Raw genomic sequence first — 26257 nt, forward strand, 5'->3', positions numbered from 1 at the left:
GTGCGCCCGGCGGTGTCCGAGGACCGGCGGGACGGCGGCCGCGAGTCGCGCGGTCGCGGGACCCTGCGGGGACGCGAGTCGCGGACCGGGCTGGCCCTGATCTCACCGACCGTCGTCCTGGTCCTGGTGCTCGTCGTGCTGCCGATCCTGTGGACGGTGGTGCTCGCCTTCCAGGACCTCAAGCTCATCCGGCTGCGGACGGACGGGTTGTTCGGGCCCTTCACGGTGGAGAACTTCGCCGACGTGTTCGGCTCCCCCGGGTTCTGGGAGTCGCTGGTGACCACGCTGGTGTACGCCGTCGGCGGCACCACGGCGTCGATCGGGCTGGGGCTGGTCGCGGCGCTGGCCCTGCGCCGGGGCTTCCGCGGCCGCACCCTGGTCCGGGCGTCGCTGCTGCTGCCCTACGTCGCGCCGGTGGTGGCGGCGACGTTCGTCTGGGGCGTGATGCTCAACCCCCAGTTCGGCATCGTGAACGAGCTGGGGACCGGCCTGCTCGGCTGGGACGAGCCGATCCCCTTCCTGTCCGAGCGCCCGACCGCGCTGCTGACCGTCATCTTCTTCGAGATGTGGCGCTCGTTCCCGTTCGCCTTCCTCTTCATCACCGCGCGCCTGCAGGCCGCGCCGGCCACGCTGGAGGAGGCGGCGCGGGTCGACGGGGCGACCCCGACGCAGGTGTTCCGCCACATCGTGTGGCCCCAGCTGCTGCCGACGATCGCGGTGCTGGCGCTGCTCCGCTTCATCTGGACCTTCAACAACTTCGACGACATCTACCTGCTCACCGGCGGAGGAGCCGGCACCGACGTCATCAGCGTGCGGGTGTTCGACTTCCTGGTCGGCCGCGGGGACATCGGCGCCGCGTCCGCGCAGGCGCTGGTCCTCTCCGCCGTCCTGATGGTGCTGGTCGCGGTGTACTACCGGTTCGCGGCGAAGGACGAGGTGGCCTGATGGCGGGCATCGCGACCGTGCCGGCGGAGACCTCCGCCGCGTCCGGCACCCAGCGCAGCGGTTCCCCGGCGGGACGCCGCTGGTCGCGCACCACCGTCGAGACCCGGGTGCTCGGCGTCCTGCGGTGGGTGGTGATCGCGGGGCTGCTGCTGTTCACCCTGTTCCCCTTCTACTACATGGTGCTGCTCTCCTTCCGGGACCTGAGCTCGCTGCTGCAGGCGCCGGCCCGCCTGTGGCCGACGCTGTCGGAGCTGACGCTCACCACGTACCGCGACGTCCTCTCCCCCACCGAGTCCGGCGGCCAGGGCTTCCTGCGCTTCATGGCCGTCAGCGGCGTGGTCGCGCTCGGCACGGTCGCGGTGACGCTGGCCTTCGCCGTCCTGGGCTCCTACGCCCTCGCCCGGCTGCGGTTCCCCGGCCACCGGCGGATCAGCGTGCTGTTCCTCGCCGTCTACCTGTTCCCGAGCATCCTGCTGGCCGTTCCGCTGTTCATCTTCTTCACGCGGGTCGGGCTCCGCGGCGCCCTGCCCGCGCTCGTGCTGGTGTACGTGTCGCAGACCGTCGCGGTCGCCATCTACATGCTCCGCAACTACTTCCAAACCGTGCCGGCCAGCATCGAGGAGGCCGCCGCGGTGGACGGCGCCGACCGGTTCACGATCATGCGCCGGATCACCCTGCCGCTGGCGATGCCGGCGATCCTCTCCAACGCCCTGTTCGTCTTCATGATCGCCTGGAACGAGTTCCTGTTCGCCCTGCTGTTCCTGGTGGAGGACCGGTCGCGGTGGACGGTCTCCCTGGGCCTCTCCCAGCTCGCGGGCAGCATCGAGATCCCCACGACCGTGCTCATGGCCGGGTCGGTGATCCTGACGGTGCCGATCGTCGTGCTCTTCCTGGCCACCGAGCGGCTCCTCACCGGAGGCCTGACCGCCGGCGCCGAGAAGGGGTGAGCGCGCCGGGCGCGGTGACCGGAGGAGAGTCGTCCGCGTCAGCTGCACCGATCTCCTCCGTGCGGTCGAGCGGATGGGCGAGCTCGTCGGCGGGCAGGCGGCCGACCAGCAGGACGACGGCGGCCAGCACGGGCGGGACGAGCCCGGCGACGAGGAAGGTCGCGGTCAGCCCGATCACCTCGCTGACCGGGCCGGCCAGGGCCATCGACAGCGGGAGGAACGCCGTCGAGACGAAGAAGTCCAGGCTGGAGACGCGGCCGAGCAGCGCCGGCGGCACCCGCCGCTGGAGCAGCGTGCCCCAGATGACCATCCCGGCCTGCGCGGTCGCACCGGTGACCAGCCCGGCGGCGATCATCAGCAGCAGGGACGTCGAGGTGCCGAAGACCACCAGCGGCACGCAGCCCAGACCCCACAGCAGGTTCATCACGGTGAGGTAGCGGCGCGGCAGCCGCAGCGAGGCGACCGTCGTCGACCCGAGCGCCCCGCCGATCCCGAAGGCGGCCAGCACCAGGGCGTGCTCGACCGGCCCGCCGCCCGCGCGGTCCTTGATCGCGAAGGGGGCCAGCACCTCGAACGGGCCGAGCATCACCAGCAGCATCAGCGAGGCGAACACCAGCGTGGCCAGCAGCCAGGGCGTGCGCACCATGTACCGGAAGCCCTCGGCCATGTCCGCGAACAGGCCGCGCACCGGGTGCGCGGGCGCCGTCCCCGGCTCCCGGCGGACCGGCGTGGCCGGCAGGACCGCCACGCAGACCGCCGCCGCCAGGGCCGCGGCAGCGGTGACCGCGAGGGCCGCGCCGGGGGAGGCCGCGGCGACCACCCCGCCGGCCAGCGCCGGACCGGTGGCCTGGAACAGCACCGGGCGCATCGTGCCCTCGAGGCCGTTGGCCGCCAGCAGGGAGCTCTCCGGGAGCAGCGCCGGGACCAGCGCGGAGTAGGCCGGGTAGTAGAGGCCGTTCGCCAGCCCGCCCACCAGGCCGACGGCGGCCAGTTGCCAGAGGGTGAGCACCCCCGCCAGGGACAGCGCCGCGACCAGCGCGGTCCCCCCGGTCTGGACCAGCGCGACGGCCAGCAGGATGTGCCGCTGCGGAACGCGATCGGCGAGCGCGCCGCCGAGCAGGGTGCTGGCCAGCATCCCGCCGGCCTGCAGGCCGCTCACCAGCGACAGCTCGGCCGGCCCGCCGCCGAGGGCGACGACCTGCCACACCACGGCGACGGCGAAGGTGCTGTTGGTCAGCAGGGAGCACCCGAGCGAGGCGGCCAGCAGGCGGTAGCGCCGGTACCGCAGCGGCGTCAGGGCGCGCGGCAGGCCGGCCATCGAGCAACTCCCCCGTTCGTTCCGCCCCGGCGCCGGGACGGCGAGACCATCGTGCCCGCCGCCCGGCGGCCGGTGCCCCGGGCACCCCTGCGGGTGTTGCACGTGGAACAGCCGCGGAACCGTCACACCCCCGCGGCATGGTGGAGACGTTCCCGACGTTGTACGCAACGCACCTCCCCAGCAGGAGACACGTCATGCGCAGGCCCACTCCCTCCCGGGCGCCGGCCGTGGACGACCTCCGACGGGACGCCGTCCGGCGCCAGCAGACGCCGGCCCCGACCGCCGTGCCGCACGACCCCGCCGCACTCCCCCCGCCCGCCGGCGTCCCGGCGTCCGCCACCCCGGCGCCGCCGCCCGCGGTGCCGCACCCCGCGGCGGCCCACCCGGCCCACTGGGGCCCGCCCGACCCGCTCGGCGACATCCTGGCCACCGCCTGGCGGCCCGGAGCCGCGCCGCCGCGGGAGATCCGCGTCCGCCCCGAGGTCCACGAGCGCGTCCTGGCCCAGCTCCCGCCGTCCGACCGCGGGTCGCGCGCGGCGCAGGACAGCGCCGGGCACCCGGCCGTGCCGCTCGTCGTCGACCCGGAGCTGCCGCCCTTCCCCGGCTTCGAGGTCGTGCGGGTCGCGCCGGAGCGGCTGGCCGCCTGACTGTCCCGCACCCCCCGGTCGGGCCTACCGTCGACCCGCACGCGCTGGTCGGGGGAGGTCCGGCGGCCGGACCCCCGCGCGACGGAGGGCTGGTCCGATGGCGACGTTCGTGCTGGTGCACCCCGCCTGGTTCGGCGGCTGGTGCTGGCGGAAGCTCACCCCGCGGCTCCGCGCGGCCGGGCACGAGGTGGTCACGCCGACGCTGACCGGCCTCGGCGACCGGGCGCACCTGCTCGACCACGGCATCGACCTGCACACCCACGTCGAGGACGTCGTCAGCGTGCTGACCTACGAGGACCTCGACCGCGTGGTGCTGGTCGGCAACAGCTCCGGCGGCATGGTGGTCACCGGGGTCGCCGACCGGGTGCCCGAGCGGGTGGCCGAGGTGGTCTACCTCGACGCCTTCGTGCCCGAGGACGGCCAGTGCCTGCTCGACCTGGTCCCCCCCGAGCGCCGGGCCGGCATCGAGGCGCTGGCCGAGCAGGAGGGCGACGGCTGGCTGGTGCCCCGGATCGCGCCGCCGCCGTGGGAGGAGATCCTCCCCCGGCTCTGGGAGATCACCGACCCGGCCGACCTGGCCTGGGCCCTGCCGCGGTTGCACGCCACGCCGCTGGGCCACTTCAGCCGACCGGTGCGGCTGGTCAACGCGGCGGTCGACGGCCTGCCCCGGGCCTACGTCCGCTCCGCTCGCTACCCGCAGCCGGCCTACGACCGGTTCGCGCAGCGGGCCCAGGAGGCGCCCGGCTGGCGGTACCGCGAGCTGGACTGCTCGCACATCCCGTACGTCACCTGCCCGGACGACGTGGCCGCCGTCCTGTTGGAGCTGGCCGCGGTCCCCGCCGGGAGCGGGTGACCGGGGCGGCGCCTCATCGGGGGCCGCGCTCCTGCGCCAGCGCCACGTAGTGCTCGACCGCGGCCGGGTCGTCGACCGCGCCGACGTTGAGCGCCCTGGCCGGGTCGACACCCTGGAACAGCCGCTTGAGCGGGACCTCCAGGCGCTTGCCGGTGCGGGTGTGCGGCACGCCGGGGACGGCGATGACCTCGTCGGGCACGTGCCGGGGGCTGGCCTGGCGGCGGATGGCGTCCTTGATCGCGGCCTCGAGCTCGGGGGTGAGCTCCTGACCCTCGGCGAGCTTCACGAACAGCGGCATCCAGTAGCCGCCGTCGCGCTGCTCGACGCCGAGGACGACGCAGTCGGCGACCTCGGGGATCGCCTCGACGGCGGCGTAGATGTCGGCGGTGCCCATGCGGACGCCGCCGCGGTTGAGCGTGGAGTCCGAGCGGCCGGTGATGACGCAGGTGCCGCGCTCGGTGACCTCCATCCAGTCGCCGTGCCGCCAGACGCCGGGCCAGGGCTCGAAGTAGGCCTCGCGGTAGCGGCTGCCGTCGGGGTCGTTCCAGAAGTACAGGGGCATCGAGGGCATCGGCTCGGTGACCACCAGCTCGCCGAGCTCCCCGACGACCGGCTCGCCCTCCTCGTTCCACGCGGCGGCCGCGACGGCGAGCATCGGCCGCTGGAGCTCGCCGGCGGTGACCGGGAGCAGCGGGGAGCTGCCGACGAAGCCGGTGGCGACGTCGGTGCCGCCGGAGAGCGAGCCGAGGAAGACGTCAGGCCCCACCGCGTCGTACACCCAGGTGAAGGCCGAGGCCGGCAGCGGCGAGCCGGTGGAGCCGATGTACCGCAGCGCCGACAGGTCGTGGGTCTCCCCCGGCCGGGTGCCGGCCTTCTCGCAGGCGGTGAGGTAGCCGGCGCTGGTCCCCAGGTAGGTCAGCCGGGTCTGCGCGGCGAGAGCGAACTGGGCGTCGATCGACGGGTACGCCGGGGCGCCGTCGTGCACGACCACGGTCGCTCCGCAGAGCAGCGCGGAGGTGGCGATGTTCCACATGATCCAGGCGGTGGAGGCGTACCAGTAGAAGCGGTCGCCGGGGCCGACGTCGCCGTGCAGCGCGAGCTGCTTGCGCTCCTCCAGGGTGATCGCCCCGTGGCCGTGGACGATGCCCTTGGGCAGGCCGGTCGTGCCCGAGGAGTAGACGATCCACAGCGGGGAGTCGAAGGGGACCTGCTCGAACCGCGGCTCCTGCTCGTCGGCGACGGCCTCGGCCCAGCCGAGGGCGCCGTCCGGCAGCTCGTCGGGGTGCAGCCGCGGGACGGCGATCGTCGTCCGCACGCTCGGCAGGGACCCGCGGAGCTCGCGGACGACGTCGCGGCGGTCGTACTCCTTGCCGTTGAAGCGATAGCCGTCGACGGCGACCAGCACGGTGGGCTCGATCTGGGCGAACCGGTCGAGGACCGCGCGGGTGCCGAAGTCGGGGGCGCAGGAGGACCACACCGCACCGATGGCGGCCGTGCCGAGGAAGGCGACGACCGCCTCGGGGACGTTGGGCAGGTACCCCGCGACGCGGTCGCCGCGCCCGACGCCGAGCCGGCGCAGGGTGGCGGCGAAGGCGCCGACCCGGGCGCGCAGCTGCGCCCAGCTGACCTCGACCGGGTCGCGGTCCTCGGCGACGGCGACCAGCGCCGGGGAGTCGGCGGGCACGGTGCCCTCGGCGCCCGCCCGGAGCGCCTGCTCGGCGTAGTTGAGCGTGGTGCCGGGGAACCACTCGGCCCCGGGCATCTCCCGCCGGGTCAGGACCCGGTCGTCGGGCACGCCGGGCAGCACGCCGCTCCAGGTGGCGAAGTCGCCCCAGAACTGGTCGAGGTGCTCGACCGACCAGCGCCAGATCGCGTCGTAGCCGGGCGGGTCGCCGAAGTCGAGGCCGCGCCGCTCGGCCACCCAGCCGGCGAACCGGCCGAGCTGGGTGGCCCGCGCGGACTCCGGGGTGGGGCGCCAGAGGACGGCGGGCTCGGCAGACGTGTCAGCACTCACACCGGGCACCTTGCCACTGCGAGGACGGCTGCGAGGAGCGGTGACCGGGCGCGGGCAGCAAGATGGGCAGGGTGACCCGCTCCGCACACCCCCCGGTGGCGGTGGCCGCATGAGCGAGCCCGGCGACGTCGAGCGCAACGTCCTCGGCGGCCCCCTGGAGCCGTGCAGCACGGACCCGATGACCGGCTTCTACCGCACCGGCGCCTGCAGCAGCGGACCCGACGACATCGGCAGTCACACCGTCTGCGCCGTGGTGTCGGCGGAGTTCCTCGCGCTGCAGCGGGAGCTGGGCAACGACCTGGTCACCCCGCGCCCGGAGTACGGCTTCCCCGGCCTGCGCCCCGGCGACCGCTGGTGCGTGGTCGCCGCCCGGTGGCTGCAGGCCTACCAGGCGGGCACGGCCGCCGGCGTCGTCCTCGCGGCGACCAACGTCCGCGCGCTCGACGTCGTCCCGATCGAGGCGCTGCGGCAGCACGCGGTCGACGTCCCCGACGACCTCAGCGGCCTCGACTGAACCCGCCTTCCACGACGAGGAGACCCGTGAACGACCTGCTGGACCTGCCCGTGACCACGCTGCAGGGGGAGGAGACCACCGTCGGCGCGCTGACCGCCGGACGTGCGGCGCTGGTGGTCAACGTCGCCAGCCGCTGCGGCCTCACTCCGCAGTACACCCAGCTCGAGGCCCTGCAGCGGGAGTACGGGCCGCGCGGGTTCACCGTGCTCGGCGCCCCCTGCAACCAGTTCATGGGCCAGGAACCGGGCACCGCGGAGGAGATCGCCGGGTTCTGCTCGGCCACCTACGGCGTGACCTTCCCGATGACCGACAAGCTCGAGGTCAACGGCCCCGGCGCCCACCCGCTCTTCCAGCGCCTGACCGGGACGCCCGACCCCGCCGGCGAGGCCGGCGAGGTGCAGTGGAACTTCGAGAAGTGGCTGGTCTCGTCCGACGGCGAGGTCGTCGCCCGGTTCCGGCCCCGGACGCAGCCCGACGCCCCCGAGGTCCGGCGGGCGATCGAGCAGGTCCTGAGCCGGTGAGCGCGCCCGCCGACCTGCACTTCTGGTTCGACCCGGTCTGCCCGTTCGCCTGGATGACCAGCAAGTGGGTCCGCCTGGTGTCCGCGCAGCGCGACGTCGCCGTCGAGTGGCGGCTGATCTCCCTCCGGCTGCTCAACCGGCACGTCGACTACGCCGCCCGGTTCCCGCCCGAGTACGAGGCCGGCCACACCGCCGGCCTCCGCCTGCTGCGGGTCGCCGCCCGGGCCCGCGCCGAGCACGGCCCGGCGGCCCTGGACCCGCTCTACACCGCGCTGGGCGAGCGCGTCTTCGAGTCCGAGCAGGTCGCCGGCCGCGAGGTCCGCGGGCGGCGGGAGTTCGTCGCGCCCGCCCTGGCCTCCGCCGGCCTGCCGGCCGACCTCGCCGACGCCCTGGACGACGCGTCGTGGGACGCCGAGATCCAGGCCGAGACCGACGCCGCGCTGGCGCTGACCGGCAAGGACGTCGGGACGCCGATCCTCCAGTTCGGCCCGCCCGACGGCCCGGCCTTCTTCGGCCCGGTGATCAGCCGCCTGCCCAGCGACGCCGAGGCCGCCGAGCTCTGGGACCACGTCGTCGCCCTCGCCCGCTTCCCGGGGTTCGCCGAGCTCAAGCGCAGCCTCCGCGAGCAGCCCCAGCTGCCGTCGTTCGGCGTCCGCCCGGGCGAGGTCGGCCGCCAGGAGGACTGGCACGGCGGCAGCCGCCGCCAGCACCGCTGACCGGACCGGCCACCAGCTGGGTAAGGTGAGCCTCGCCTACCTCCACCCCGTCCGCCCGGGAGCCGCTCGTGTCCTCGACGACCGACGCCGCTCCCCCGGCGGCCGGCACCCTCGCCCCGCGGCGGCGGACCGAGCTCCTGCACGGGTCGGGCGGCCGGTTGCTCGCCGTCCTCGTGCTGCTCGCCCTGGTCGTCCTGGCCGCCGCCCTGAGCATCGCCGTCGGCACCCGCTCGATCGACCTGGGCACGGTCTGGCAGGCCCTGACCCACCCCGACCTGGGCACCGAGGAGGCGGTGATCGTCCACGAGCTGCGGCTGCCCCGCACCGTGCTCGGGCTGATGGTCGGCCTCTCCCTCGGCGTCGCCGGCGCGCTCACCCAGGGCCACACGCGCAACCCCCTCGGCGACCCCGGCCTGCTCGGGGTCACCGCCGGGGCCTCGCTCGGCGTCGTCCTGGCCATCTGGCTGCTGGGCATCACCACGCCCGCCGGGTACGTGTGGTTCGGCTTCGCCGGCGCGCTGGTCGGCACGGTGCTGGTGTTCGCGCTCGGCTCCGTCGGCCGCGGCGGCGCCACCCCCGTGACCCTCGCCCTGGCCGGTGCCGCACTGTCGGCCCTGCTGTACGCGCTGGTGCGGGCGATCCTGGTCAGCGACAGCGACAGCCTCGACAGCTTCCGCTTCTGGGTGGTCGGCGCACTGGCCGGCCGCGGCGCCGACATCGCCTGGCAGGTGGCGCCGTTCCTCGCCGTCGGGGTGGTCCTCGCGCTGCTCAACGCACCCGCGCTCGACCTGCTCGGGCTCGGGGAGGACGTCGCCCGCGGGCTGGGCCAGCGGGTCTGGCTGGCCCGGCTGGTGGGCCTGGCCGCGGTGACGCTGCTCTGCGGCGCGGCCACCGCCGCCTGCGGGCCGATCGCCTTCGTCGGGCTGGTCGTGCCGCACGTGGTCCGCGCCGTCACCGGTCCGGCGCACCGCTGGCTCATCCCGTGCTCGGGTCTGCTGGGAGCCGCCTTCCTGCTGGTCGCCGACGTCCTCGGCCGGGTCGTGGCCCGGCCCGGCGAGGTGCAGGTCGGCATCGTCCTCGCCCTGCTGGGCGCGCCGTTCTTCATCGCGCTCATCCGCCGCCGCCGGCTGGCCGGCCCGTGACCGAGCTCGCGAGGTTCCGCACGGGCACAGCACGACCCGGCACGGGGACGACGAGCGCCGGCGAGGAGACGCCGTGACGACGACGGTGGAGCGGCCCGGGGAGGCCGTCGGGCACCCCGGGCAGGCCGTCGTCCGGCTGGGCCCGCTGTCCGGCCGGGTCCGCTGGCGGGCGCTGGCCGTCCCCGCGGTGACCGCGGGCGTCGTCGTCCTGCTGGGCGCGGTGAGCCTGGGCCGCGGCGACTTCCCGATCGGCCTCGCCGACGTGCTGCGCACCCTGGTCGGCCTGGGCGAGCCGCGGCAGGAGTTCATCGTCCTGCAGCTGCGGGCGCCGCGGATCGTCGTGGGCGCGCTCGTCGGCATCGCGTTCGGCATCGCCGGCGCGCTGTTCCAGACCTTCGCCCGCAACCCGCTGGCCTCCCCGGACATCCTCGGCATCACCCAGGGGGCCTCCGTCGGCGCGGTGGCGGCGATCGTGCTGGGCGGCAGCGCCTCCGCGACGGGGCTCCTCGGCGGGCTCGGCGTCCCGCTGGCCGCCCTGCTCGGCGCCCTCGTGACCGGGGCCCTGCTGTTCGTGCTGGCCTGGCGCCGCGGCGTGGACGGCTACCGCCTCGTGCTCGTCGGGATCGCCCTGTGGGCCGTCGCCTCCGCGCTCACCGACTGGCTGCTCACCCGCGCCGAGATCTACGACGCGGCGAGCGCCTACGTCTGGATCACCGGCTCGCTCAACGCCCGCACCTGGGGCCAGGCCGTGCCGCTCGCCCTCGCCCTCGCGGTCCTGGTGCCCGCCGCGCTGGCCACCAGCCGGGCCCTGGCCGTGCTGCAGTTCGGCGACGACACCGCGCGGGGGCTCGGGGTCCGGCTGGCGCCCACACAGGCCGGCGTGGTGCTCGTCGCGGTGGCGCTCACCGCGGCCGCCGTCTCCGCAGCGGGGCCCATCTCCTACGTCGCGCTGGTCGTGCCGCAGATCGCCGTCCGGCTGGTCGGGGGCTCGCGCCCGCCGCTGCTCGCCTCCGCGCTGCTGGGGGCGGCCCTGGTCCTCGGGGCGGACCTGCTCACGCGCACCGTCCTGCCCGACGCCCTGCCCGTCGGCATCCTCACCGCCGCCGTGGGCGCGCCCTACCTGCTCTGGCTCCTCGTCCGCGGAAGGCGGCGATCGACGCTGTGACCAGCACCCTCCCCCAGACGCCACCCACCGAGGCCGGACCGGTCCGTCTCGCCGCCGAGTCGGTCAGCCTGGCCTACGACGACCGGGTCGTCGTCCGGGGCCTGGACCTGGAGCTCACCGACGGCTCGTTCACCGCGATCGTCGGGCCCAACGGCTGCGGCAAGTCCACGCTGCTGCGGGCGCTGGGCCGGCTGCTGCGGCCGACCGAGGGGCAGGTGCTGCTCGACGGGCACGCCATCTCCAGGACGCCGACCCGCGAGGTCGCCAAGGTGCTCGGCCTGCTGCCCCAGACGCCGGTCGCGCCCGAGGGGCTCACCGTGGCCGACCTGGTCGCCCGCGGCCGGCACCCGCACCAGTCGTGGCTCAAGCAGTGGTCGCGCGGCGACGAGGCCGCCGTGGCCGAGGCGCTGGCCTGGACCGACATGTCCGACCTGGCCGACCGCCCGGTCGACGCCCTCTCCGGCGGTCAGCGCCAGCGCGCCTGGATCTCCATGGCGCTCGCCCAGGGCACCGACCTGCTGCTGCTCGACGAGCCGACCACCTACCTGGACCTCTCCCACCAGATCGACGTCCTGGAGCTGGTCAGCCGGCTGCACACCGAGCGCGGGCGCACGGTCGCGGTCGTGCTGCACGACCTGAACCTGGCGGCGCGGTACGCCCAGCGGCTGGTCGCGATGAAGGACGGCGTCCTCGTCGCCTCGGGCACGCCGGCGGAGGTGCTCACCGAGCAGCTGCTGGCCGACGTCTTCGACCTCGAGGCGCGGATAGTGCCGGACCCGGTGGCCGGGACGCCGATGGTGGTGCCGGTCCGCCGCCTGCGGTAGCTGCGGGATCTCGGCGCCATCCGCGGCCCGATCGGCCCCTGCAGGGGCCCGCCGCGAGCTCGCGAGTGGCGGGGGGCAGGGGGTCCTTCTTCAGCCGGCGACGCCCTGGCGCCAGTAACCCATGAACGCCACCGCGCTGCGCGGGAGGCCGAGGTCGCCGACCAGGTGGCGGCGCAGCTGCTTGACGACGCCGGCCTCCCCGGCCAGCCAGGCGTAGCAACTGCCGGCGGCGTCCCCCTCGGGCACCTCCCACAGCAGCTCGGCGTCGAGGTCGAAGTCCTCGATGTCGGCCGGCCGCCCGGAGGCCACGCCCAGCTCGCACAGCGCGGCGTGCACGGCCGGGACCAGCAGCGAGCCGCGGGCCGCACCCTCGCGCGGCAGCCAGCGCACGGTGGCCCCCGGCGGTAGCGCGACGTTGAGCGCGTCGCCGGCGGTCGGCACCTCCAGCAGCGCGGTCACCGTCCGCGGGCCGCCTTCGTCGTCCAGCCCCTCGAGGATCGCGCACACCGCGGGGACGGCGGTCTCGTCGCCGGCCAGCAGCAGCGTGCGCGCCGTCGCGGGGGGCGCCCACTCCGCGCCCCACATGCGGCCGCGCCCGGGCCGGTCGGGCCCCAGCAGGACGACGCGGTTCCCCGGCACGGCGGAGGCGGCCCAGCGCGCGGCGGGGCCGGCGTGCCCGTCCTCGATGCCGTGCAGGACGACGTCGATGTCGACCTCGCCGAGGTCGGGCCGGGCGGCGCGCACCGTGTAGGTGCGGATGTGCGGCCGCTGCTCCTCCGGCATCGCGCAGTACTCCGGGTACCAGGCCGAGCCGCACTCGACGAGCCGGCGCAGGCCGGCCGGGTCGCGCACGAGGACCAGCTTGAACCGCTGGTCGTCCCCGGCGACGCCGAACCCGGTGAGCTGCGGACCGGCCAGCGTCAGGCGCAGGAAGCTCGGCCCGAGCCGCCGCACCGAGGCCACGGACGCCTCGAAGAAGGCCCACCCCGGGGCGGTCACCACCTCCTGCTGCGCGGTCACCGTCACGGCCGGGCCCTCCGATCTGCGGCGGGCCAGCCCCTTGCGGCACCCGACTAAGGCAAGGCTAACCTGAGCCCCCGCTCCAGGGGAACACCCCTGGCCCGACCTGCGAGGAGAACCGGTGCACCGCACGCCGCGCCGCCTGATCGGCGCCTCCCTCACCTTGGCCGCGCTGCTCGCGACCACCGGCTGCGCCGGCGACGACCCGGCCGGCACCGGTGACTCGGGGGAGGGCGGCTGGGAGTTCACCGACGACCTCGGCACCACCGTCGAGCTCGACGAGGCCCCGACGCGCGTCGCCGGGCTCAACGACGTCATCTCCTCGCTGTGGAACTACGGCGTCGAGCCGGTCGCCTCCTGGGGACAGACCTCCGCCGAGGAGGACGTCGCCTTCGAGGGCAAGGACCTCGGCGAGCTGGCGATCGTGGGCACCAGCTACGGCCAGATCGACCTCGAGGCGCTGGCCGCCGCCGACCCCGACCTCATCGTGACCTCGGTCTACCCGACCGACTCCGCCGGCACCATCGACGAGACCCAGCCCCTGTACGGCTTCGAGTCGCTCGAGCAGCAGGAGCAGGTCGCCGCGATCGCGCCGATCGTCGCCATCACCTGGGGCGGGTCGGCGGCCGACGTCATCGACCGCACCCTCGAACTGGCCGAGTCCATCGGCGCCGACGACGAGCTGGTCAGCGCGGCGCGGGAGGACTACGAGGCGGCGTCCGCGGCCCTGACCGAGGCCGCGGCCAGCGGCGTGACGGTGCTGCCGGTCTACGCCACGCCCAGCGACGGCTGGTGGATGTGCCGGGCCGCCGACGACCCCTCTCTGCACCTCTACCAGGACCTCGGCGTGCAGTTCGTCGACCCGGGCGGCGAGGACTACTTCTGGCACGCCGTCGGCTGGGAGGAGGTCCCGAACTACCCGAGCGACGTGATCCTCTACTCGCTGCGGCTGAGCATGGCGCCGGAGGAGTTCGCGGCCCAGCCGACCGCCGCGCTGCTGCCGGCGGTGCAGAACGGGCAGCTCTACCCGTGGAAGTACCTCGGGATGGACTACGCCGCCCAGGCCGAGTACATGCAGGAGCTGGCCGGCCACCTCTCCGCGGCCCGCAAGCTCACCTGAGCACCGGAGGGGATCTGTGCGGGTCACCCGCACAGATCCCCTCCGGTCAGGAGGGCACGACGGTCTCGGGCACCCGGGCCGGCGAGGAGGCCGCCCGCGCGGTCTGCGCCAGCCCGATCCCCACCAGGACGACGAGGCCGCCGAGCACCTGCCAGCCCGAGAGGACCTGCTCCACCCACAGCCAGGCCACCCCCGAGGCGAACACCGGCTCGACCGTGGCCACCAGCCCCGCCGTCGTCGGCGACAGGTGCCGCAGCGCCCCGATCGACAGCCAGAACGGCACCATCGCCCCCAGGACGACGATCCAGGCGACCAGCACCCACAGCGGGACATGCAGCGAGCCGACCGACACCGGCACCCGCTCTCCCAGCACGCCGGCGTCGAACGTCGTCCACGGCGCCGCGACCGCCCAGAACAGCGCCGCGGCCACGAAGCTCCAGCAGGTCAGCGCCACCGGGTCGCGGGTGGTCGTGCCCCGCTCGCCCATCAGGTAGTAGGTCGCGAGGCACACCGCGGCGGCCAGGGCCGCGGCCACGCCGAGCGGGTCGAGCGAGCCGCCGCCCTGCCAGACCTCGGCGACGAGGACCAGCCCCGCCAGCGTCAGCAACAGCGCACCCCACAGCCGGGCGTGCACCCGCTCCCGCCGGACCAGCCACACGTAGAGCGCGATGAGCACCGGTGCGGTCATCTCGAACACCAGCGCCACGCCGACCGGCAGCCGGCCGATCGCCACGTAGTACAGGTACTGGGTGAGCGCGACGCCGACCACGCCGAAGACGGCGAGGAACGGCACCTCGCGCCAGGTCAGCCGCAGCCGTTGCGGTGCGGTGACCGCGAGGACGGCGAGCAGCCCCACGGCCGCGCCGGCGCAGCGCAGCGCGGTCAGCCGGGTCGAGGGCAGGCCGGCCTGCAGGGCCAGCGTGGAGACCGTGCCGTTGACCGCGAAGAACCCCGCCGCGGCGACGGTGGCGGCGTAGCCGAGGGCGGGGCGGGGCACGAGCGCCGAATGTAGTCCGCGAAAGCCCCCGAGCCACCTACCGGGTCCGCGTGGCCTCGAATCGCTGCCGCACCCGGAAGCCCGCGCCGTCCGGGTCCTCCTCCGCGCGCCAGCGGAAGGAGTCCGCAGCGACCTCGGAGAACACCCAGCGCAGCCGCGTGCCCTCCCGCTGGCCCTCGAGGGCCAGCCCGTCGGCGGTGGGGCGGGCGGTGAACGGGATCACCCAGCCGCGGTGCGGACCGTGCCAGGTCGACCGGTAGGCGCCCAGCGCCTCGTCCCAGAAGCGCAGGCTCAGTCCCCACTCGCCGTCGGGGGCGCCGGCCGCACGGGCCGCCCGGGACGGGCTGATCCAGACGTCGGCCAGCGCCCGCCCGTCCAGCGCCCAGCCGAAGTGCCACTCGCCGTCCCGGACGGTCTCGCCGCCGTCGGCCGCGACGTCGGTGACCCGGAGGTCCCAGCTGCCGATGAGCGGCGCGAACACCCCGAGGCGTTCGGCCAGCTCCGGCCGGGGCGCCGCGGCGGGGAAGACCTCGGCCAGGACACCGCTCACCGGACGCCGCTCACTGCACCTGCGCGGGGTCCATCCACACGACCTCCCAGACGTGACCGTCGGGGTCGGTGAAGCTGGCGCCGTACATGAACCCGTGGTCCTGGGCCGGCAGCCACGGCTTGCCCCCGTGCGCCAGGGCGCGCTCCACGAGCTGGTCGACCTCCTCGCGGCTCCCGGCCGACAGCGCGACGAGCTGCGTGGTCCCCGCGGCGGGGTCGCCGACCTCCCCGGTCACGAAGTCGGCGAAGCGGTCCCGGGTCAGCAGCATCACCACGATGTTCTCGTCGATCACCACCGAGGCGGTCCGCTCGTCGGAGAACTGCTCGTTGAAGGTGAAGCCGAGCCCGCCGTAGAAGGCCCTCGCCGCGGCCAGGTCGTTCACGGGCAGGTTCACGAAGACCATCCGCACGGTGGTCGCTCCCGTCGTCCGGGGGCCCGGCGGGCCCCGTCACCAGGTAGGACGGGGCCGGCCGGCGGAACTCATCGGCGGTCGCCGTCGGAGGCCGGCCACCCGACGTCGGCCACCCGCACGCCGCCGCGCTGCTCCCGGTGCTCCACGGTCCGCACCGGCGTGGACCCCACGGCGGTGTCCGGCACGCCGTCGGCGTCGGCGTCCGGCGCCGGCTCCACCACGAGCACGAAGTCCTCGCCGTGCTTGGTGATCCCCTCGACGACGGCCTGCTCCACCGCCTCGGCCGCGACCGTGCGGCGCAGGACCATCGGGTCCGAGCGCACGTCCTTGGCCAGCGAGGCCGCCAGGCCCACCATCACCAGCGCGAACGGCAGCGCCGCGATGATCGTCAGGTTCTGCAGGCCGGTGAGCGCCTCGTCCCCGCCGACCAGCAGCATGATCGCGGCCACCGCGCCCATGACCACGCCCCAGAAGACCACGGTGCCGCGGCTGGGGGAGAGCGTCCCGCGCTCCGACAGCGACCCCATGACGATCGAGGCGGCGTCGGCGCCGGACACGAAGAAGATCGCCACCAGGACCATGACGAGCACGGTCATCACCGTGGCGAGCGGGAAGGTGTCCAGGACGCCGAACAGCTGGCCCTCCGTCGTCGCCTGGCCGGCGACGTCCGCCCCGCTGCGCTGCGCGGCGATGCCGGCCCCGCCGAAGACGGCGAACCAGACCAGGCTGACCACGCTGGGCACCAGCAGCACGCCGGTGACGAACTGCCGGATGGTGCGGCCGCGGCTGATCCGGGCGATGAACAGCCCGACGAACGGCGTCCAGCTGATCCACCAGGCCCAGTAGAAGACCGTCCAGCCGCGCAGCCACGCGGCCGTCGCGTCGCCGCCGGTGGCCTCCGTGCGGGCGGCCATCTGCCCCAGGTCGCTGAAGTAGTTGCCGATCGTGGTCGGCAGCAGGTTGAGGATGAACACCGTCGGGCCGACGGCGAAGACGAACACGGCCAGGACGACGGCCAGCACCATGTTGGTGTTGGCCAGCCACTGGATGCCCTTGGCGATGCCGGAGACCGCCGAGGCGACGAACGCCGCGGTCAGGACGGCGATGATGACGACCAGGACGCCGCTGCCGACGTCCCCCGCCCAGCCGAGGATCTCCACGCCGCTGCCTATCTGCAGGGCACCCAGCCCCAGGGACGCCGCCGAGCCGAACAGCGTCGCGAAGATGGCCAGGACGTCGATGGTCTTCCCGGCCCACCCCTCGGTGCGGCGGGTGCCGAACAGCGGGGCGAACGCGGCGCTGATCAGCTGCCGGCGCCCGCGGCGGAACGTGCCGTAGGCGATGGCCAGCCCGACCACGGCGTAGATGGCCCACGGGTGCAGCGACCAGTGAAACATCGTCGTGGCCATCGCCGTCTGCACGGCCTCGGGCGTCTCGGCGGCCACCGTCCGCGGCGGCGGGGAGACGTAGTGGGACAGCGGCTCGCTGACGCCGAAGAACATCAGGCCGATGCCCATGCCGGCGCTGAACATCATCGCGACCCACGAGACGGTGCGGAACTCCGGCCCCTCGTCGTCGCGGCCCAGCGGGATGCGGCCGTACTTCCCCGCGGCCAGCCACAGCACGTAGACGACGAAGCCCGAGGCCAGCAGCACGAACAGCCAGCCGAGGTTGCGCTCCACCCACTCCAGGGCGGTGCCGCTGGCCGTGCCGAGGCCCGCCGGGGACAGGAAGCCCCAGGCGACGAAGGCCAGCGCGACGACGGCGGAGACGCCGAAGACGACGCGGTCGAGCGAGGCGCCGCGGTCCGCGGGCAGGGGTGGGGGCGGGGCCACGGCCGGGTGCGTACCGGAGTCGGCAGTGGGGTCGGTGGTGTCGCGTGTACTCGTCACGGTTGCGTGCGGCGCCGGTGCCGGCGCTCCTCCCTCTCGATCGACGACGGAACGCCGCCGGACTCCCCGTGGAGGCCGACGGCAACCCCTCCACCGTCCGAGCGCGGACGGCGGGGCGCAAGGTCGCCGTGATCTGAGCGAGACCGCGGGAGGGCGGCCGGGCTCTGTGTGCCCCCTCGGTCGCCCGGGCACACCCGGCAGGTGCCACCGATCCACCCGAGGGGGACAGCCGCGTGACCGAGGCCCGGCCCGCGTGGTCGTCCCGACGCCGGAAACTGCTGGTCTGGCTGGGGGCCGGCGCGGTCCTCGGCGTCGTCGCGTCGCTCGTGCTGCCCGCGCAGTTCGGCGTGACCGCGCTGTTCCTCGGTGGGCTGTGCGGCTTCCTCCTCGTGGCCGCCGTCGTGGTGTTCCTCACCATCCCCGGCCCGGACACGCTGGGGCACCTGCTGCGGATGCCCCCGCTGGCCGGCGCGGTGTTCGTCGTCGCGGTCCTCCTGGCGCTGTCCGACCCCGCCGGTGAGCTGCGCTGGCTGTGGATCGCAGCCGCCGTCGTGGCCGCGGCGTGGGCGGCCTTCGCCGTCTGGGAGACCCGCCGCAGCGGGGGGTGACCAGGCTGCAGCGCGGACAGACCCGGCGGCGAGACTGCCCGCATGGACCTGCCTCCCGCGCTGTACGAGCCGGCGGACGGCGGCTACCGCGCCACCGCGCTGACCATCGGGCCCTGGGACCCGGGCCTGCAGCACGCCGGCCCGCCCGCGGCGCTCCTGGCCCGCGAGGCCGAGCGGGCGAGCGGGATCGCCGACGGCCAGACCGTCCGGCTGGCCTTCGACATCCTCGGCCCCGTCCCGGTCGGCCCGGTCGCGGTGAGCGCCCGGGTGCTGCGCCCCGGCCGGCGGATCGAGCTGGTGGAGGCGGTGCTCACGGCCGGCGGCGCGGACCGGCCGCTCATGCGGCTGACCGCGTGGCGGATGCGCGCCGGCGAGTCCGACGCCACGCCGCAGGCCGCCCCCGGCATCCCCGGCCCCGACGCGAGCCGCCCGGAGACCGCCGACTTCTTCACCACGGACGTCGCCTACCACCGCGCCCTGGACTGGCGGTTCGCCGCGGGCTCGTTCAACGCCCGCGGCCCCGCAGCGGCCTGGACCCGGCCGCTGTGCGCCCTGGTGGACGGCGAGCCGATGACACCGCTGCAGCACCTGCTGGTCATGACCGACGCGGCCAGCGGGATCTCCGCCGTCCTGGACTGGACCCGCGCGACCTTCGCCAACGTCGACCTCACCGTCGCGCTGGTCCGCCCGCCCGCCGGCGACTGGCTGGGCCTGGACGCGGCGACCACGATCGGGCCGTCCGGCGCCGCGCAGTGCTTCGCCGACCTCTACGACTCCACCGGCCGGATCGGCCGCTCCTCGCAGTCGTTGTTCGTCGAGTCCCGGTGAGAGGACCCACGTTGGCGCGAGCGGGCGACGTCGGTGAGGCTGGTCGGTGATGGCCCCTCTCGACACACTCCTCACCTGGCTCGCCGGCCGCGGGCTGGAGATCGTCCTCATCCTGCTGGGCTCGGTGCTGCTGGCCCGGCTCGTCGCCTGGGCTGGGGAGCGGATCACCTCCCGAATCGACGCCCGGGCCACCGGCGGCGACGCGCTGGTCCGCTCCGAGGCCGCCAAGCACCGGCACTCGCTGACCCAGGTCATCACCTGGACGCTGATCGTGCTGATCTACGCGATCGGCGTCTTCTTCGTCCTCGACCGCGCCGGCATCCCCATCGGCGGGCTCGTCGCGCCCGCGACCGTCCTGGGCGTGGGGCTCGGCTTCGGCGCGCAGCGCATCGTCGGCGACGTCCTGGCCGGGTTCTTCATCATCACCGAGCGGCAGTACGGCTTCGGTGACGTCGTCGCCATCCAGGTGGTCGGGGGCGGTGACGAGGCCACGGGCACCATCGAGGACGTCACGCTGCGGGTCACCCGGCTGCGCTCGCCCAACGGCGAGGTGATCACCCTGCCGAACGGGCAGATCGTCAAGGTCACCAACCTCTCCCGCGACTGGGCCCGCGCCGTCATCGACGTCCCGGTGCCGACGTCCATGGACGTCAACCGGGTCAACGAGATCCTGCGCGAGGTCGGCGCCGAGGCGTTCCGCGACCAGCGGATGCGCCCGCTGCTGCTCGACCCGCCCAGCGTCATGGGCGTGGAGACCCTCGACCTCGAGCAGGTCAACGTGCGCATGGTCGCCCGCACGCTGCCGGGCAAGCAGTTCGAGGTGGGCCGCGACCTGCGTGCCCGCATCGTCCTGGCCTTCCACCGCCAGGGCATGAACCTGCCGGCCTCGACCGCCGGCACGCCGTCGACCGAGCTCTCCGGGGCCGGCGGGGACGGTGCCCGATGAGCCCCCGGCACAGCGACGGCCAGGACGGCACCCGCGCGATGCCCCCGATCCGCACCGGGGAGGCCCCGGCGGTCAGCACCGCACCGCCCGCCGGCCTGCGGCGGCGCTGGTGGTCGGCGGTGCCCCACCACCTCGGCCGCGCGCGGACCTCGACCGTCGTCCTCGCCATCCTCTTCCTGGCGATCGGCACGCTGTACCTGTACGTCCGGCCCGAGTCGACGGCGTCCACCTCGGTCGACCCGGCCGGCGGCAGCAGCGTGCCGGCACCGCAGACGGCGGAGCCCTCGGCGCCCGCCGAGACCACCGCGCCGACGGAGGCCACGGAGCCGACGGAGACCAGCGCGCCCACCACGGAGCCGGACGCGCCCACCACGACCCCGTCGCGGACCTCGTCGGCACCGGCCACGACGTCGGAGGCGGCACCGGAGGAGGACGAGGAGGAGCCCCCGGCGACCACCGAGGAGGAGCCGACGACCTCCGACGAGCCCGCGCCCACGGAGTCGCCGCTCAGCCCCGCCCCCGCGACGCCGGAGACCACCGCGCCGTGACGGCCGCCACGCGCGGTCACCCGCAAGGGGACGCAGCGCGCCACGCCTCCGCCGGGCAGGGCAGGATCAGGGCTTCGCACCTCGAACCCGCAGGTGCCCGAGGAGGGAGACACCCGTGGCCATCCGACCCCTGACCCGGCGCGGACGGGCAGCAGTCGCTGCCGCCGCCGGCCTCACCCTCGTCCTCGCCGGGTGCGGGGACGACTCCGGCGGGGACGCCGGGAGCGGAGGCGGAGGCGGAGGCGGCGCGGCGGCGAGCAGCGAGCCGCTGCCCAGCGTCGAGGCCGACCAGGAGCTCGCCGCCCGCGTGCCCGCGGCGATCGCCGAGGACGGCGTCATCGCCGTCGGCAGCGACACCAGCTACGCGCCGAGCGAGTTCATCGCGGAGGACGGCGAGACCATCGTCGGCTTCGACGTCGACCTGTTCACGCTCGTGGCGCAGAAGCTGGGTCTGGAGGCGCAGTTCGAGACCGCCGCTTTCGACTCGATCATCGCCGGCGTGGGCTCGGGGCGGTACGAGGTGGGCGTCTCGTCGTTCACGATCAACCCCGAGCGGCTGCAGCAGGCCAACATGATCAGCTACTACGAGGCCGGCACCCAGTGGGCCACGAAGGCCGGCAACCCCGAGGGGGTCGACCCCGACAACGCCTGCGGGCTGACCATCGCCGTGCAGAAGGCCACCGTGCAGGTCGACGACGTCACCGCCCGGTCGGAGGCCTGCGAGGCCGCCGGCCAGGACCCGATCACGATCAACCAGTACGACCTGCAGAGTGACGCCACCGCGGCGATCGTCTCCGGCGCCGCGGTCGCGGGCCTCGCCGACTCCCCGATCATGGCCTACGCGGTGCAGCAGACCGGCGGCCAGCTCGAGCTGCTCGGCGACATCTACGACGCCGCCCCGTACGGCTACGTCGTCGCGAAGGACCAGGCCGACTTCGCCCAGGCCGTCGCCGACGCCGTCCAGTCGCTCATCGACGACGGCACCTACACCGAGGTGCTCTCGCGGTGGGGCGTGGAGGACGGCGCCATCGACGACCCGACGGTGAACCCCACCGTCGGCTGACCGGGGCTCCCCAGTCATGGCCGCCGAGGCCCCTGACACCACGGCCCGGCCGGCACCGCCCGAGCAGATCCGGGCGGTGCCGGTCCGGCACCCGGGCCGCTGGATCGCCACCGCCGTCATCGCGGTGCTGGTGGCGATGTTCGTCCACATGCTGGCCACCAACCCGGTGTTCCAGTGGGACTTCATGTTCGACAACGTGTTCGCGCCCCCGGTCCTCCGCGGGGCGCGGACGACGCTGATCATGACGATCCTCGCCATGGTGCTGGGCGTCCTGCTCGGCATCGTGCTGGCGGTCATGCGGCTCTCGCCCAACCCGATCGTGTCTGGGGCGGCCTGGGCCTACATCTGGTTCTTCCGGGCGATCCCCCGCATCGTGCTGCTGTTCTTCATCGCCAACCTGGGCGCGCTGTACGCGACCTACGAGCTGGGCTTCCCGTTCGACCAGCAGCTGATGGGCCTGTTCGGCTTCGAGGGCGACTGGCGCTTCCTCGGGCTGAACGGCAACCAGATCTTCGCCGGGTTCACCGCCGGGCTGCTGGGCCTGGCGTTGTCCGAGGGCGCGTACATGGCCGAGATCGTGCGGGCCGGCATCCAGTCGGTCGACCCCGGTCAGGCGGAGGCGGCCAGTGCGCTGGGCCTGTCCCGCGGTCAGACGATGCGCCGGGTCGTGCTCCCCCAGGCGATGCGGGTGATCATCCCGCCGACCGGGAACGAGACGATCGCGATGCTCAAGGACACCTCGCTGCTGATCGCCGTCCCGGTGACCAGCGAGCTGAACTTCCAGCTGCGGTCGATCGGCAGCCGGACCTTCCAGATCATCCCGATGGCCGTGGCCTCGATCCTCTGGTACCTGGCGCTGACCAGCCTGCTGATGATCGGCCAGTACTTCCTCGAGAAGCGGTTCAGCCGCGGGTTCGGCGCGCGCGAGACCCGCACCCAGCGCGCCGCCCGCCGGGCCGCTGACGTGGGGAGCTCGAAGTGACCGGCAACGGGCAGGCGATGGTCAAGGCCGAGGGCGTGCACAAGTCCTACGGCTCCGTCGAGGTGCTCCGGGGCATCGACCTCGAGGTCGCCCCCGGCGAGGTGGTCTGCGTCGTCGGCCCGTCCGGCTCGGGCAAGTCGACCTTCCTGCGCTGCATCAACCACCTGGAGAAGATCGACGCCGGGCGGCTGTGGGTCGACGGGCACCTCGTGGGCTACCGCGAGCGGGGCGGCAAGCTGCACGAGCTGCGCGACAAGGAGGTTGCCGCGCAGCGCCGGGACATCGGCATGGTGTTCCAGCGGTTCAACCTCTTCCCGCACATGACGGCGCTGGAGAACGTCGTCGAGGCGCCCACCCAGGTGAAGGGCGTGCGCAAGGAGGAGGCGCGGCGGCGGGGGGTCGAGCTGCTCGAGCGGGTGGGGCTGGGCGAGCGGGTGCACAACTACCCGAACCAGCTCTCCGGCGGGCAGCAGCAGCGGGTGGCGATCGCGCGGGCGCTGGCGATGGAGCCCAAGCTGATGCTCTTCGACGAGCCGACGTCCGCGCTGGACCCGGAGCTGGTCGGCGAGGTCCTCGACGTCATGCGGGGCCTGGCCGAGTCGGGGATGACGATGGTCGTGGTGACCCACGAGATGGGCTTCGCCCGCGAGGTCGGCGACACCCTGGTCTTCATCGACGAGGGCGTGGTGCTCGAGGCCGGCCCGCCCCGGCAGGTGCTCAGCGACCCGCAGCACCCGCGCTGCCGGGCGTTCCTCTCCAAGGTCCTCTGACTCGCCCAGGGGCAGAAATGGCCACTTCTGCCCCTCGGTGAGGGTCCTCGATCAGAACGACGTGACCACCGCGATGCCGGGGCTGCGGCCGACGTCGGCCAGCGCCGCGCCGGCGTCGTCGAGGGCCAGCTCGCGGGTCACCAGCCGACGCGGGTCGAGCCGACCGGCCGCGATGAGGCCCAGCAGCTCGGGATAGGCGTGCGCGGCCATGCCGTGACTGCCCAGCACCTGCAGCTCCAGGGCGATCACCCGGTCCATCGGCACCGCCGGCCGTCCCTGGGCCGGCGGCAGCAGCCCGACCTGCACGTGGCGGCCGCGCGGGCGCAGGCACCGCACGGAGTTCTCGCAGGTGACCGCGGCGCCGAGCGCGTCGACGGAGACGTGCGCCCCGCCGCCGGTCAGGTCCGCGACCGCACCCGCGACGTCCCCGGTGCCGTCCACCACGTGCTCCGCGCCCAGCCGGCCGGCGAGCTCCAGCGCCGGCGGGGAGACGTCGACGGCGACCACGCGGGCTCCCGCGGCGGCGGCGATCTGGACGGCGGACAGGCCCACGCCGCCGCAGCCGTGCACGGCGACCCACTCCCCCGCCCGGACCGCGGCGACCTGCACCAGCGCGCGGAACGCGGTGGCGTACCGGCACCCGAGGCTCGCCGCGGTCGTGTCGTCCAGGTCCGCGGGCAGTTCGACCAGGTTGACGTCGGCGGCCTCCAGGGCGACGTACTCCGCGAGCGAGCCGGGGTGGGTGAAGCCGGGCTGGGTCTGGTGCGGGCAGACCTGGTGGTCCCCCGCCGCGCACTGCGGGCAGCGGCCGCAGGCGTTGACGAACGGCACGGTCACCCGGTCCCCCACCCGCCACCGGCGGACGCCGGCGCCGACCGCGGCGACCGTGCCGGCCAGCTCGTGCCCGGGGACGTGCGGCAGGACGACGTCCGGGTCGTGGCCCTGCCACGCGTGCCAGTCGCTGCGGCAGATCCCGCTGGCGCCGACCCGGACGACGACGCCGTCGGGGGCGGGGTCGGGGACAGGCACCTCCCGCACGGTCAGCGGGCCGCCGAACTCGTCGAACACCAGGGCGCGCACCGGGCCAGCCTGCCGCACGGACAGGCGACCCCTCTGTCGCATCAAGATTAGGCAAGGCTAACCTGCCTCGTGCTCACACGCCGGCTCCTGCCCCTCGCCCTCGTCCCCGCCCTGGCCCTGGCCGCCTGCGGCGCCGACCCGGACACCGGCCAGGAGGCGGCCACCGCGGCGGACAGCGCCTTCCCGGTCACGATCGAGAACCGGTTCGGCACCACGGAGATCCCGGCCGAGCCGCAGCGGGTCGTGACCGTGGGCTTCAACGACCAGGACTTCGTGCTGGCCCTGGGCGTGACCCCCGTCGGCGAACGCGAGCTCCTGGGCGACTACGACGCCACGACGCGCCCCTGGGCGCAGGACCAGCTGCCGGCGGAGGCCATCCCGACCGTCGGTGGCGAGGAGATCGACCTCGAGGCGGTCGCGGCCCTGGAGCCCGACCTCATCGTGGGCGTGTACTCCTTCATGGACCAGGCGGTGTACGACCAGCTGTCCGGCATCGCGCCGACGCTGGCCCAGACCGACGACTACGCCGACGGCGCCACCCCGTGGCAGGAGCAGACCCTCCTCACCGGCCGGGCGCTCGGCCGCGAGGACGAGGCGCAGCAGCTCGTCGACGAGGTCGAGGGCCGGTTCGAGCAGGCGATCGACGAGAACCCCGCCTTCGCCGGCAGCTCGCTCGCCGTGGACCTCACCGGCGTCGGCTCGGGCCACTACCTGCTCGGCACGGACGACCTGCGCACCCAGTTCTTCTCCGACCTGGGCTTCACCGTGCCCGACACCAGCACCGACGTCAGCCAGGAGCGGCTGGACCTGCTGGAGGCCGACGTGCTGGCGGTGAACGGGTACGACCAGGCGGACGCCGACGCCGATCCGCTGTTCTCGGCGCTCGACGTGGTGACCCAGGACCGCACGGTGCTGCTCGGCGGCTACTCCGGCGACGTGTCCGCCGCGCTCGGCTTCGGCAGCCCGCTCTCGCTGCCCTTTCTGCTGGACGAGGTCGTGCCGGCCCTGGCCCAGGCCGCCGACGGCGACCCGGCCACGGCCGTGCAGCACCCCGCCACCTGACGCACACCCGACGGCCCCGCTCGCAGGCTCACCTCGAGCCTGGGAGGGGCGGGGGGCAGGGGGGTCGCCCTTGGCTCTTGGCCCCCCTGCAGGGTCCCGTCGCGAGCCTGTGAGTGGCGGGGGGCAGGGGGGTCCTTCTAGTCGGCGAAGTCGTCGCCCGGCACGGCTCCGGCGGGCGGCAGCGGACGGCGGACCACCGGCCGGACCCTCCGCGCGGCCGGCAGCCGATCGGTGTAGCTGGCCGCGTTGCCGCGGATGTGGGCGAGGTCGTCGTCGCCGGTCTGCCGGATGACCTTCGCCGGGATGCCCGCGACCAGCGAGCCCGGCGGCACCTCGGTGCCCTGGGTGACGACCGCTCCCGCGGCGACGATCGACCCGGCGCCGATGTGCGCGCCGTTCATGACGACGCTGCCCATCCCGACCAGGACGTCGTCGTCCACGCGGGCGCCGTGCAGCACCACCCGGTGGCCGACGGTCACCCCGCGCCCGATGACCAGGGGGAAGCCGGGATCGCAGTGCAGGATGCTGCCGTCCTGCACGTTGGACCCCTCGCCGATCTCGATGACCTCGTGGTCGGCACGGGCGACCGAGCCGTACCAGATGCTCGACCGCGGCCCCATGGTGACCGCCCCGACCACCACCGCCGTCGGGGCGACGAACGCGTCGTCGTCGATCTTCGGGGAGCCGAACTCCAGTTGCGCGATGTAGTTCTCGGCCACGACGCCAGCACAGCACAGGAGGGGCCCGGGCGCACCGGTCGAGCGCACGGCAGA

At 74.7% G+C, this 26257-nt stretch carries 28 protein-coding genes; 19 read left to right on the top strand and 9 right to left on the bottom strand.

Annotated features, from left to right (window positions below):
• Together ACI79D_RS01585 and ACI79D_RS01590 are read left to right on the top strand one after the other, a co-directional pair.
• Nucleotides 1-945, top strand: coding sequence for a carbohydrate ABC transporter permease (locus ACI79D_RS01585; protein ID WP_456916535.1), 945 nt, complete (start codon nt 1-3; stop codon nt 943-945).
• Entirely contained in the window at nt 945-1892 is a 948-nt protein-coding gene (locus ACI79D_RS01590) for a carbohydrate ABC transporter permease (protein ID WP_456916536.1), read from the top strand. Before ACI79D_RS01585 ends, ACI79D_RS01590 begins: the two co-directional genes overlap by 1 nt.
• On the opposite strand, the gene ACI79D_RS01595 is transcribed toward ACI79D_RS01590, so the two are convergent.
• A complete protein-coding gene (locus ACI79D_RS01595; RefSeq protein ID WP_456916537.1) occupies nt 1855-3210 on the bottom strand; it encodes an MFS transporter in 1356 nt (451 codons plus the stop codon). The two genes, ACI79D_RS01590 and ACI79D_RS01595, sit on opposite strands and share 38 nt — an antisense overlap.
• A gap of 194 nt (nt 3211-3404) precedes the next feature.
• On the opposite strand from ACI79D_RS01595, the gene ACI79D_RS01600 reads away from it, so the two are divergent.
• Together ACI79D_RS01600 and ACI79D_RS01605 are read left to right on the top strand one after the other, a co-directional pair.
• Nucleotides 3405-3857, top strand: a complete 453-nt coding sequence (locus ACI79D_RS01600; protein WP_456916538.1) for a hypothetical protein — start codon at nt 3405-3407, stop codon at nt 3855-3857.
• Between the two features lie 97 nt (nt 3858-3954).
• Complete coding sequence (locus ACI79D_RS01605) at nt 3955-4710, top strand: alpha/beta fold hydrolase (RefSeq protein WP_456916539.1); 756 nt, start codon at nt 3955-3957, stop codon at nt 4708-4710.
• Nucleotides 4711-4723: 13 nt separating this feature from the next.
• Here ACI79D_RS01605 and ACI79D_RS01610 read toward each other — a convergent pair whose 3' ends face one another.
• Nucleotides 4724-6724, bottom strand: coding sequence for an acetoacetate--CoA ligase (locus tag ACI79D_RS01610; RefSeq protein WP_456916540.1), 2001 nt, complete (start codon nt 6722-6724; stop codon nt 4724-4726).
• A 109-nt stretch (nt 6725-6833) separates the two neighbouring features.
• On the opposite strand from ACI79D_RS01610, the gene ACI79D_RS01615 reads away from it, so the two are divergent.
• The 6 genes from ACI79D_RS01615 (at nt 6834) to ACI79D_RS01640 (ending at nt 11606) form a co-directional block, all read left to right on the top strand.
• A complete protein-coding gene (locus ACI79D_RS01615; protein ID WP_456916541.1) occupies nt 6834-7238 on the top strand; it encodes a DUF2237 family protein in 405 nt (134 codons plus the stop codon).
• Nucleotides 7239-7264: 26 nt separating this feature from the next.
• Nucleotides 7265-7759: a glutathione peroxidase gene (locus ACI79D_RS01620; RefSeq protein WP_456916542.1), complete on the top strand. Its 495-nt coding sequence runs from the start codon at nt 7265-7267 to the stop codon at nt 7757-7759.
• A complete protein-coding gene (locus ACI79D_RS01625; protein ID WP_456916543.1) occupies nt 7756-8475 on the top strand; it encodes a mycothiol-dependent nitroreductase Rv2466c family protein in 720 nt (239 codons plus the stop codon). Before ACI79D_RS01620 ends, ACI79D_RS01625 begins: the two co-directional genes overlap by 4 nt.
• 68 nt (nt 8476-8543) lie before the next feature.
• Nucleotides 8544-9617 (top strand): FecCD family ABC transporter permease, encoded by a 1074-nt coding sequence (locus tag ACI79D_RS01630; protein ID WP_456916544.1) that lies wholly within the window; start codon nt 8544-8546, stop codon nt 9615-9617.
• A gap of 73 nt (nt 9618-9690) precedes the next feature.
• Nucleotides 9691-10782, top strand: coding sequence for a FecCD family ABC transporter permease (locus ACI79D_RS01635; RefSeq protein WP_456916545.1), 1092 nt, complete (start codon nt 9691-9693; stop codon nt 10780-10782).
• Nucleotides 10779-11606: an ABC transporter ATP-binding protein gene (locus ACI79D_RS01640; protein WP_456916546.1), complete on the top strand. Its 828-nt coding sequence runs from the start codon at nt 10779-10781 to the stop codon at nt 11604-11606. Before ACI79D_RS01635 ends, ACI79D_RS01640 begins: the two co-directional genes overlap by 4 nt.
• A gap of 90 nt (nt 11607-11696) precedes the next feature.
• Here ACI79D_RS01640 and ACI79D_RS01645 read toward each other — a convergent pair whose 3' ends face one another.
• The gene (locus ACI79D_RS01645; RefSeq protein ID WP_456916547.1) at nt 11697-12632 is read right to left on the bottom strand and encodes a siderophore-interacting protein; all 936 of its coding nucleotides are present in this window, start codon (nt 12630-12632) and stop codon (nt 11697-11699) included.
• Between the two features lie 115 nt (nt 12633-12747).
• Here ACI79D_RS01645 and ACI79D_RS01650 point away from each other — a divergent pair, with 115 nt between their 5' ends.
• The gene (locus ACI79D_RS01650) at nt 12748-13746 is read left to right on the top strand and encodes an ABC transporter substrate-binding protein (RefSeq protein ID WP_456916548.1); all 999 of its coding nucleotides are present in this window, start codon (nt 12748-12750) and stop codon (nt 13744-13746) included.
• A 46-nt stretch (nt 13747-13792) separates the two neighbouring features.
• Here the strand turns inward: ACI79D_RS01650 and ACI79D_RS01655 are convergent, their stop codons facing one another.
• The 4 genes from ACI79D_RS01655 to ACI79D_RS01670 form a co-directional block, all read right to left on the bottom strand.
• Nucleotides 13793-14743, bottom strand: coding sequence for an EamA family transporter (locus tag ACI79D_RS01655; RefSeq protein WP_456916549.1), 951 nt, complete (start codon nt 14741-14743; stop codon nt 13793-13795).
• A gap of 37 nt (nt 14744-14780) precedes the next feature.
• A complete protein-coding gene (locus ACI79D_RS01660) occupies nt 14781-15293 on the bottom strand; it encodes a hypothetical protein (protein ID WP_456916550.1) in 513 nt (170 codons plus the stop codon).
• Nucleotides 15294-15303: 10 nt separating this feature from the next.
• The gene (locus tag ACI79D_RS01665; RefSeq protein WP_456916599.1) at nt 15304-15696 is read right to left on the bottom strand and encodes a VOC family protein; all 393 of its coding nucleotides are present in this window, start codon (nt 15694-15696) and stop codon (nt 15304-15306) included.
• 77 nt (nt 15697-15773) lie between these two features.
• Nucleotides 15774-17540, bottom strand: a complete 1767-nt coding sequence (locus tag ACI79D_RS01670; RefSeq protein WP_456916551.1) for a BCCT family transporter — start codon at nt 17538-17540, stop codon at nt 15774-15776.
• 290 nt (nt 17541-17830) lie between these two features.
• On the opposite strand from ACI79D_RS01670, the gene ACI79D_RS01675 reads away from it, so the two are divergent.
• The 7 genes from ACI79D_RS01675 (at nt 17831) to ACI79D_RS01705 (ending at nt 23342) form a co-directional block, all read left to right on the top strand.
• Nucleotides 17831-18205: a hypothetical protein gene (locus ACI79D_RS01675; protein WP_456916552.1), complete on the top strand. Its 375-nt coding sequence runs from the start codon at nt 17831-17833 to the stop codon at nt 18203-18205.
• 42 nt (nt 18206-18247) lie between these two features.
• Nucleotides 18248-19033, top strand: coding sequence for a thioesterase family protein (locus ACI79D_RS01680; RefSeq protein WP_456916553.1), 786 nt, complete (start codon nt 18248-18250; stop codon nt 19031-19033).
• Nucleotides 19034-19082: 49 nt separating this feature from the next.
• Nucleotides 19083-19979 carry a mechanosensitive ion channel family protein gene (locus tag ACI79D_RS01685; protein WP_456916554.1) on the top strand — a complete coding sequence of 299 codons (897 nt, stop codon included), beginning with the start codon at nt 19083-19085 and terminating at the stop codon, nt 19977-19979.
• Nucleotides 19976-20527, top strand: a complete 552-nt coding sequence (locus ACI79D_RS01690; protein WP_456916555.1) for a hypothetical protein — start codon at nt 19976-19978, stop codon at nt 20525-20527. The genes ACI79D_RS01685 and ACI79D_RS01690 overlap by 4 nt, the downstream gene beginning before the upstream one ends.
• Nucleotides 20528-20642: 115 nt before the next feature.
• Entirely contained in the window at nt 20643-21590 is a 948-nt protein-coding gene (locus ACI79D_RS01695) for an ABC transporter substrate-binding protein (protein WP_456916556.1), read from the top strand.
• 16 nt (nt 21591-21606) lie between these two features.
• Nucleotides 21607-22572 carry an amino acid ABC transporter permease gene (locus ACI79D_RS01700; RefSeq protein ID WP_456916557.1) on the top strand — a complete coding sequence of 322 codons (966 nt, stop codon included), beginning with the start codon at nt 21607-21609 and terminating at the stop codon, nt 22570-22572.
• Nucleotides 22569-23342: an amino acid ABC transporter ATP-binding protein gene (locus ACI79D_RS01705; protein WP_456916558.1), complete on the top strand. Its 774-nt coding sequence runs from the start codon at nt 22569-22571 to the stop codon at nt 23340-23342. Before ACI79D_RS01700 ends, ACI79D_RS01705 begins: the two co-directional genes overlap by 4 nt.
• Nucleotides 23343-23393: 51 nt before the next feature.
• Here the strand turns inward: ACI79D_RS01705 and ACI79D_RS01710 are convergent, their stop codons facing one another.
• Nucleotides 23394-24422: a zinc-dependent alcohol dehydrogenase family protein gene (locus ACI79D_RS01710; protein ID WP_456916559.1), complete on the bottom strand. Its 1029-nt coding sequence runs from the start codon at nt 24420-24422 to the stop codon at nt 23394-23396.
• 69 nt (nt 24423-24491) lie between these two features.
• On the opposite strand from ACI79D_RS01710, the gene ACI79D_RS01715 reads away from it, so the two are divergent.
• Complete coding sequence (locus tag ACI79D_RS01715) at nt 24492-25484, top strand: iron-siderophore ABC transporter substrate-binding protein (RefSeq protein WP_456916560.1); 993 nt, start codon at nt 24492-24494, stop codon at nt 25482-25484.
• Between the two features lie 137 nt (nt 25485-25621).
• Here the strand turns inward: ACI79D_RS01715 and ACI79D_RS01720 are convergent, their stop codons facing one another.
• Nucleotides 25622-26203, bottom strand: a complete 582-nt coding sequence (locus tag ACI79D_RS01720; RefSeq protein WP_456916561.1) for a gamma carbonic anhydrase family protein — start codon at nt 26201-26203, stop codon at nt 25622-25624.
• Nucleotides 26204-26257 lie beyond the last annotated feature (54 nt).

It is taken from the genome of Geodermatophilus sp. SYSU D00708, assembly GCF_054050115.1.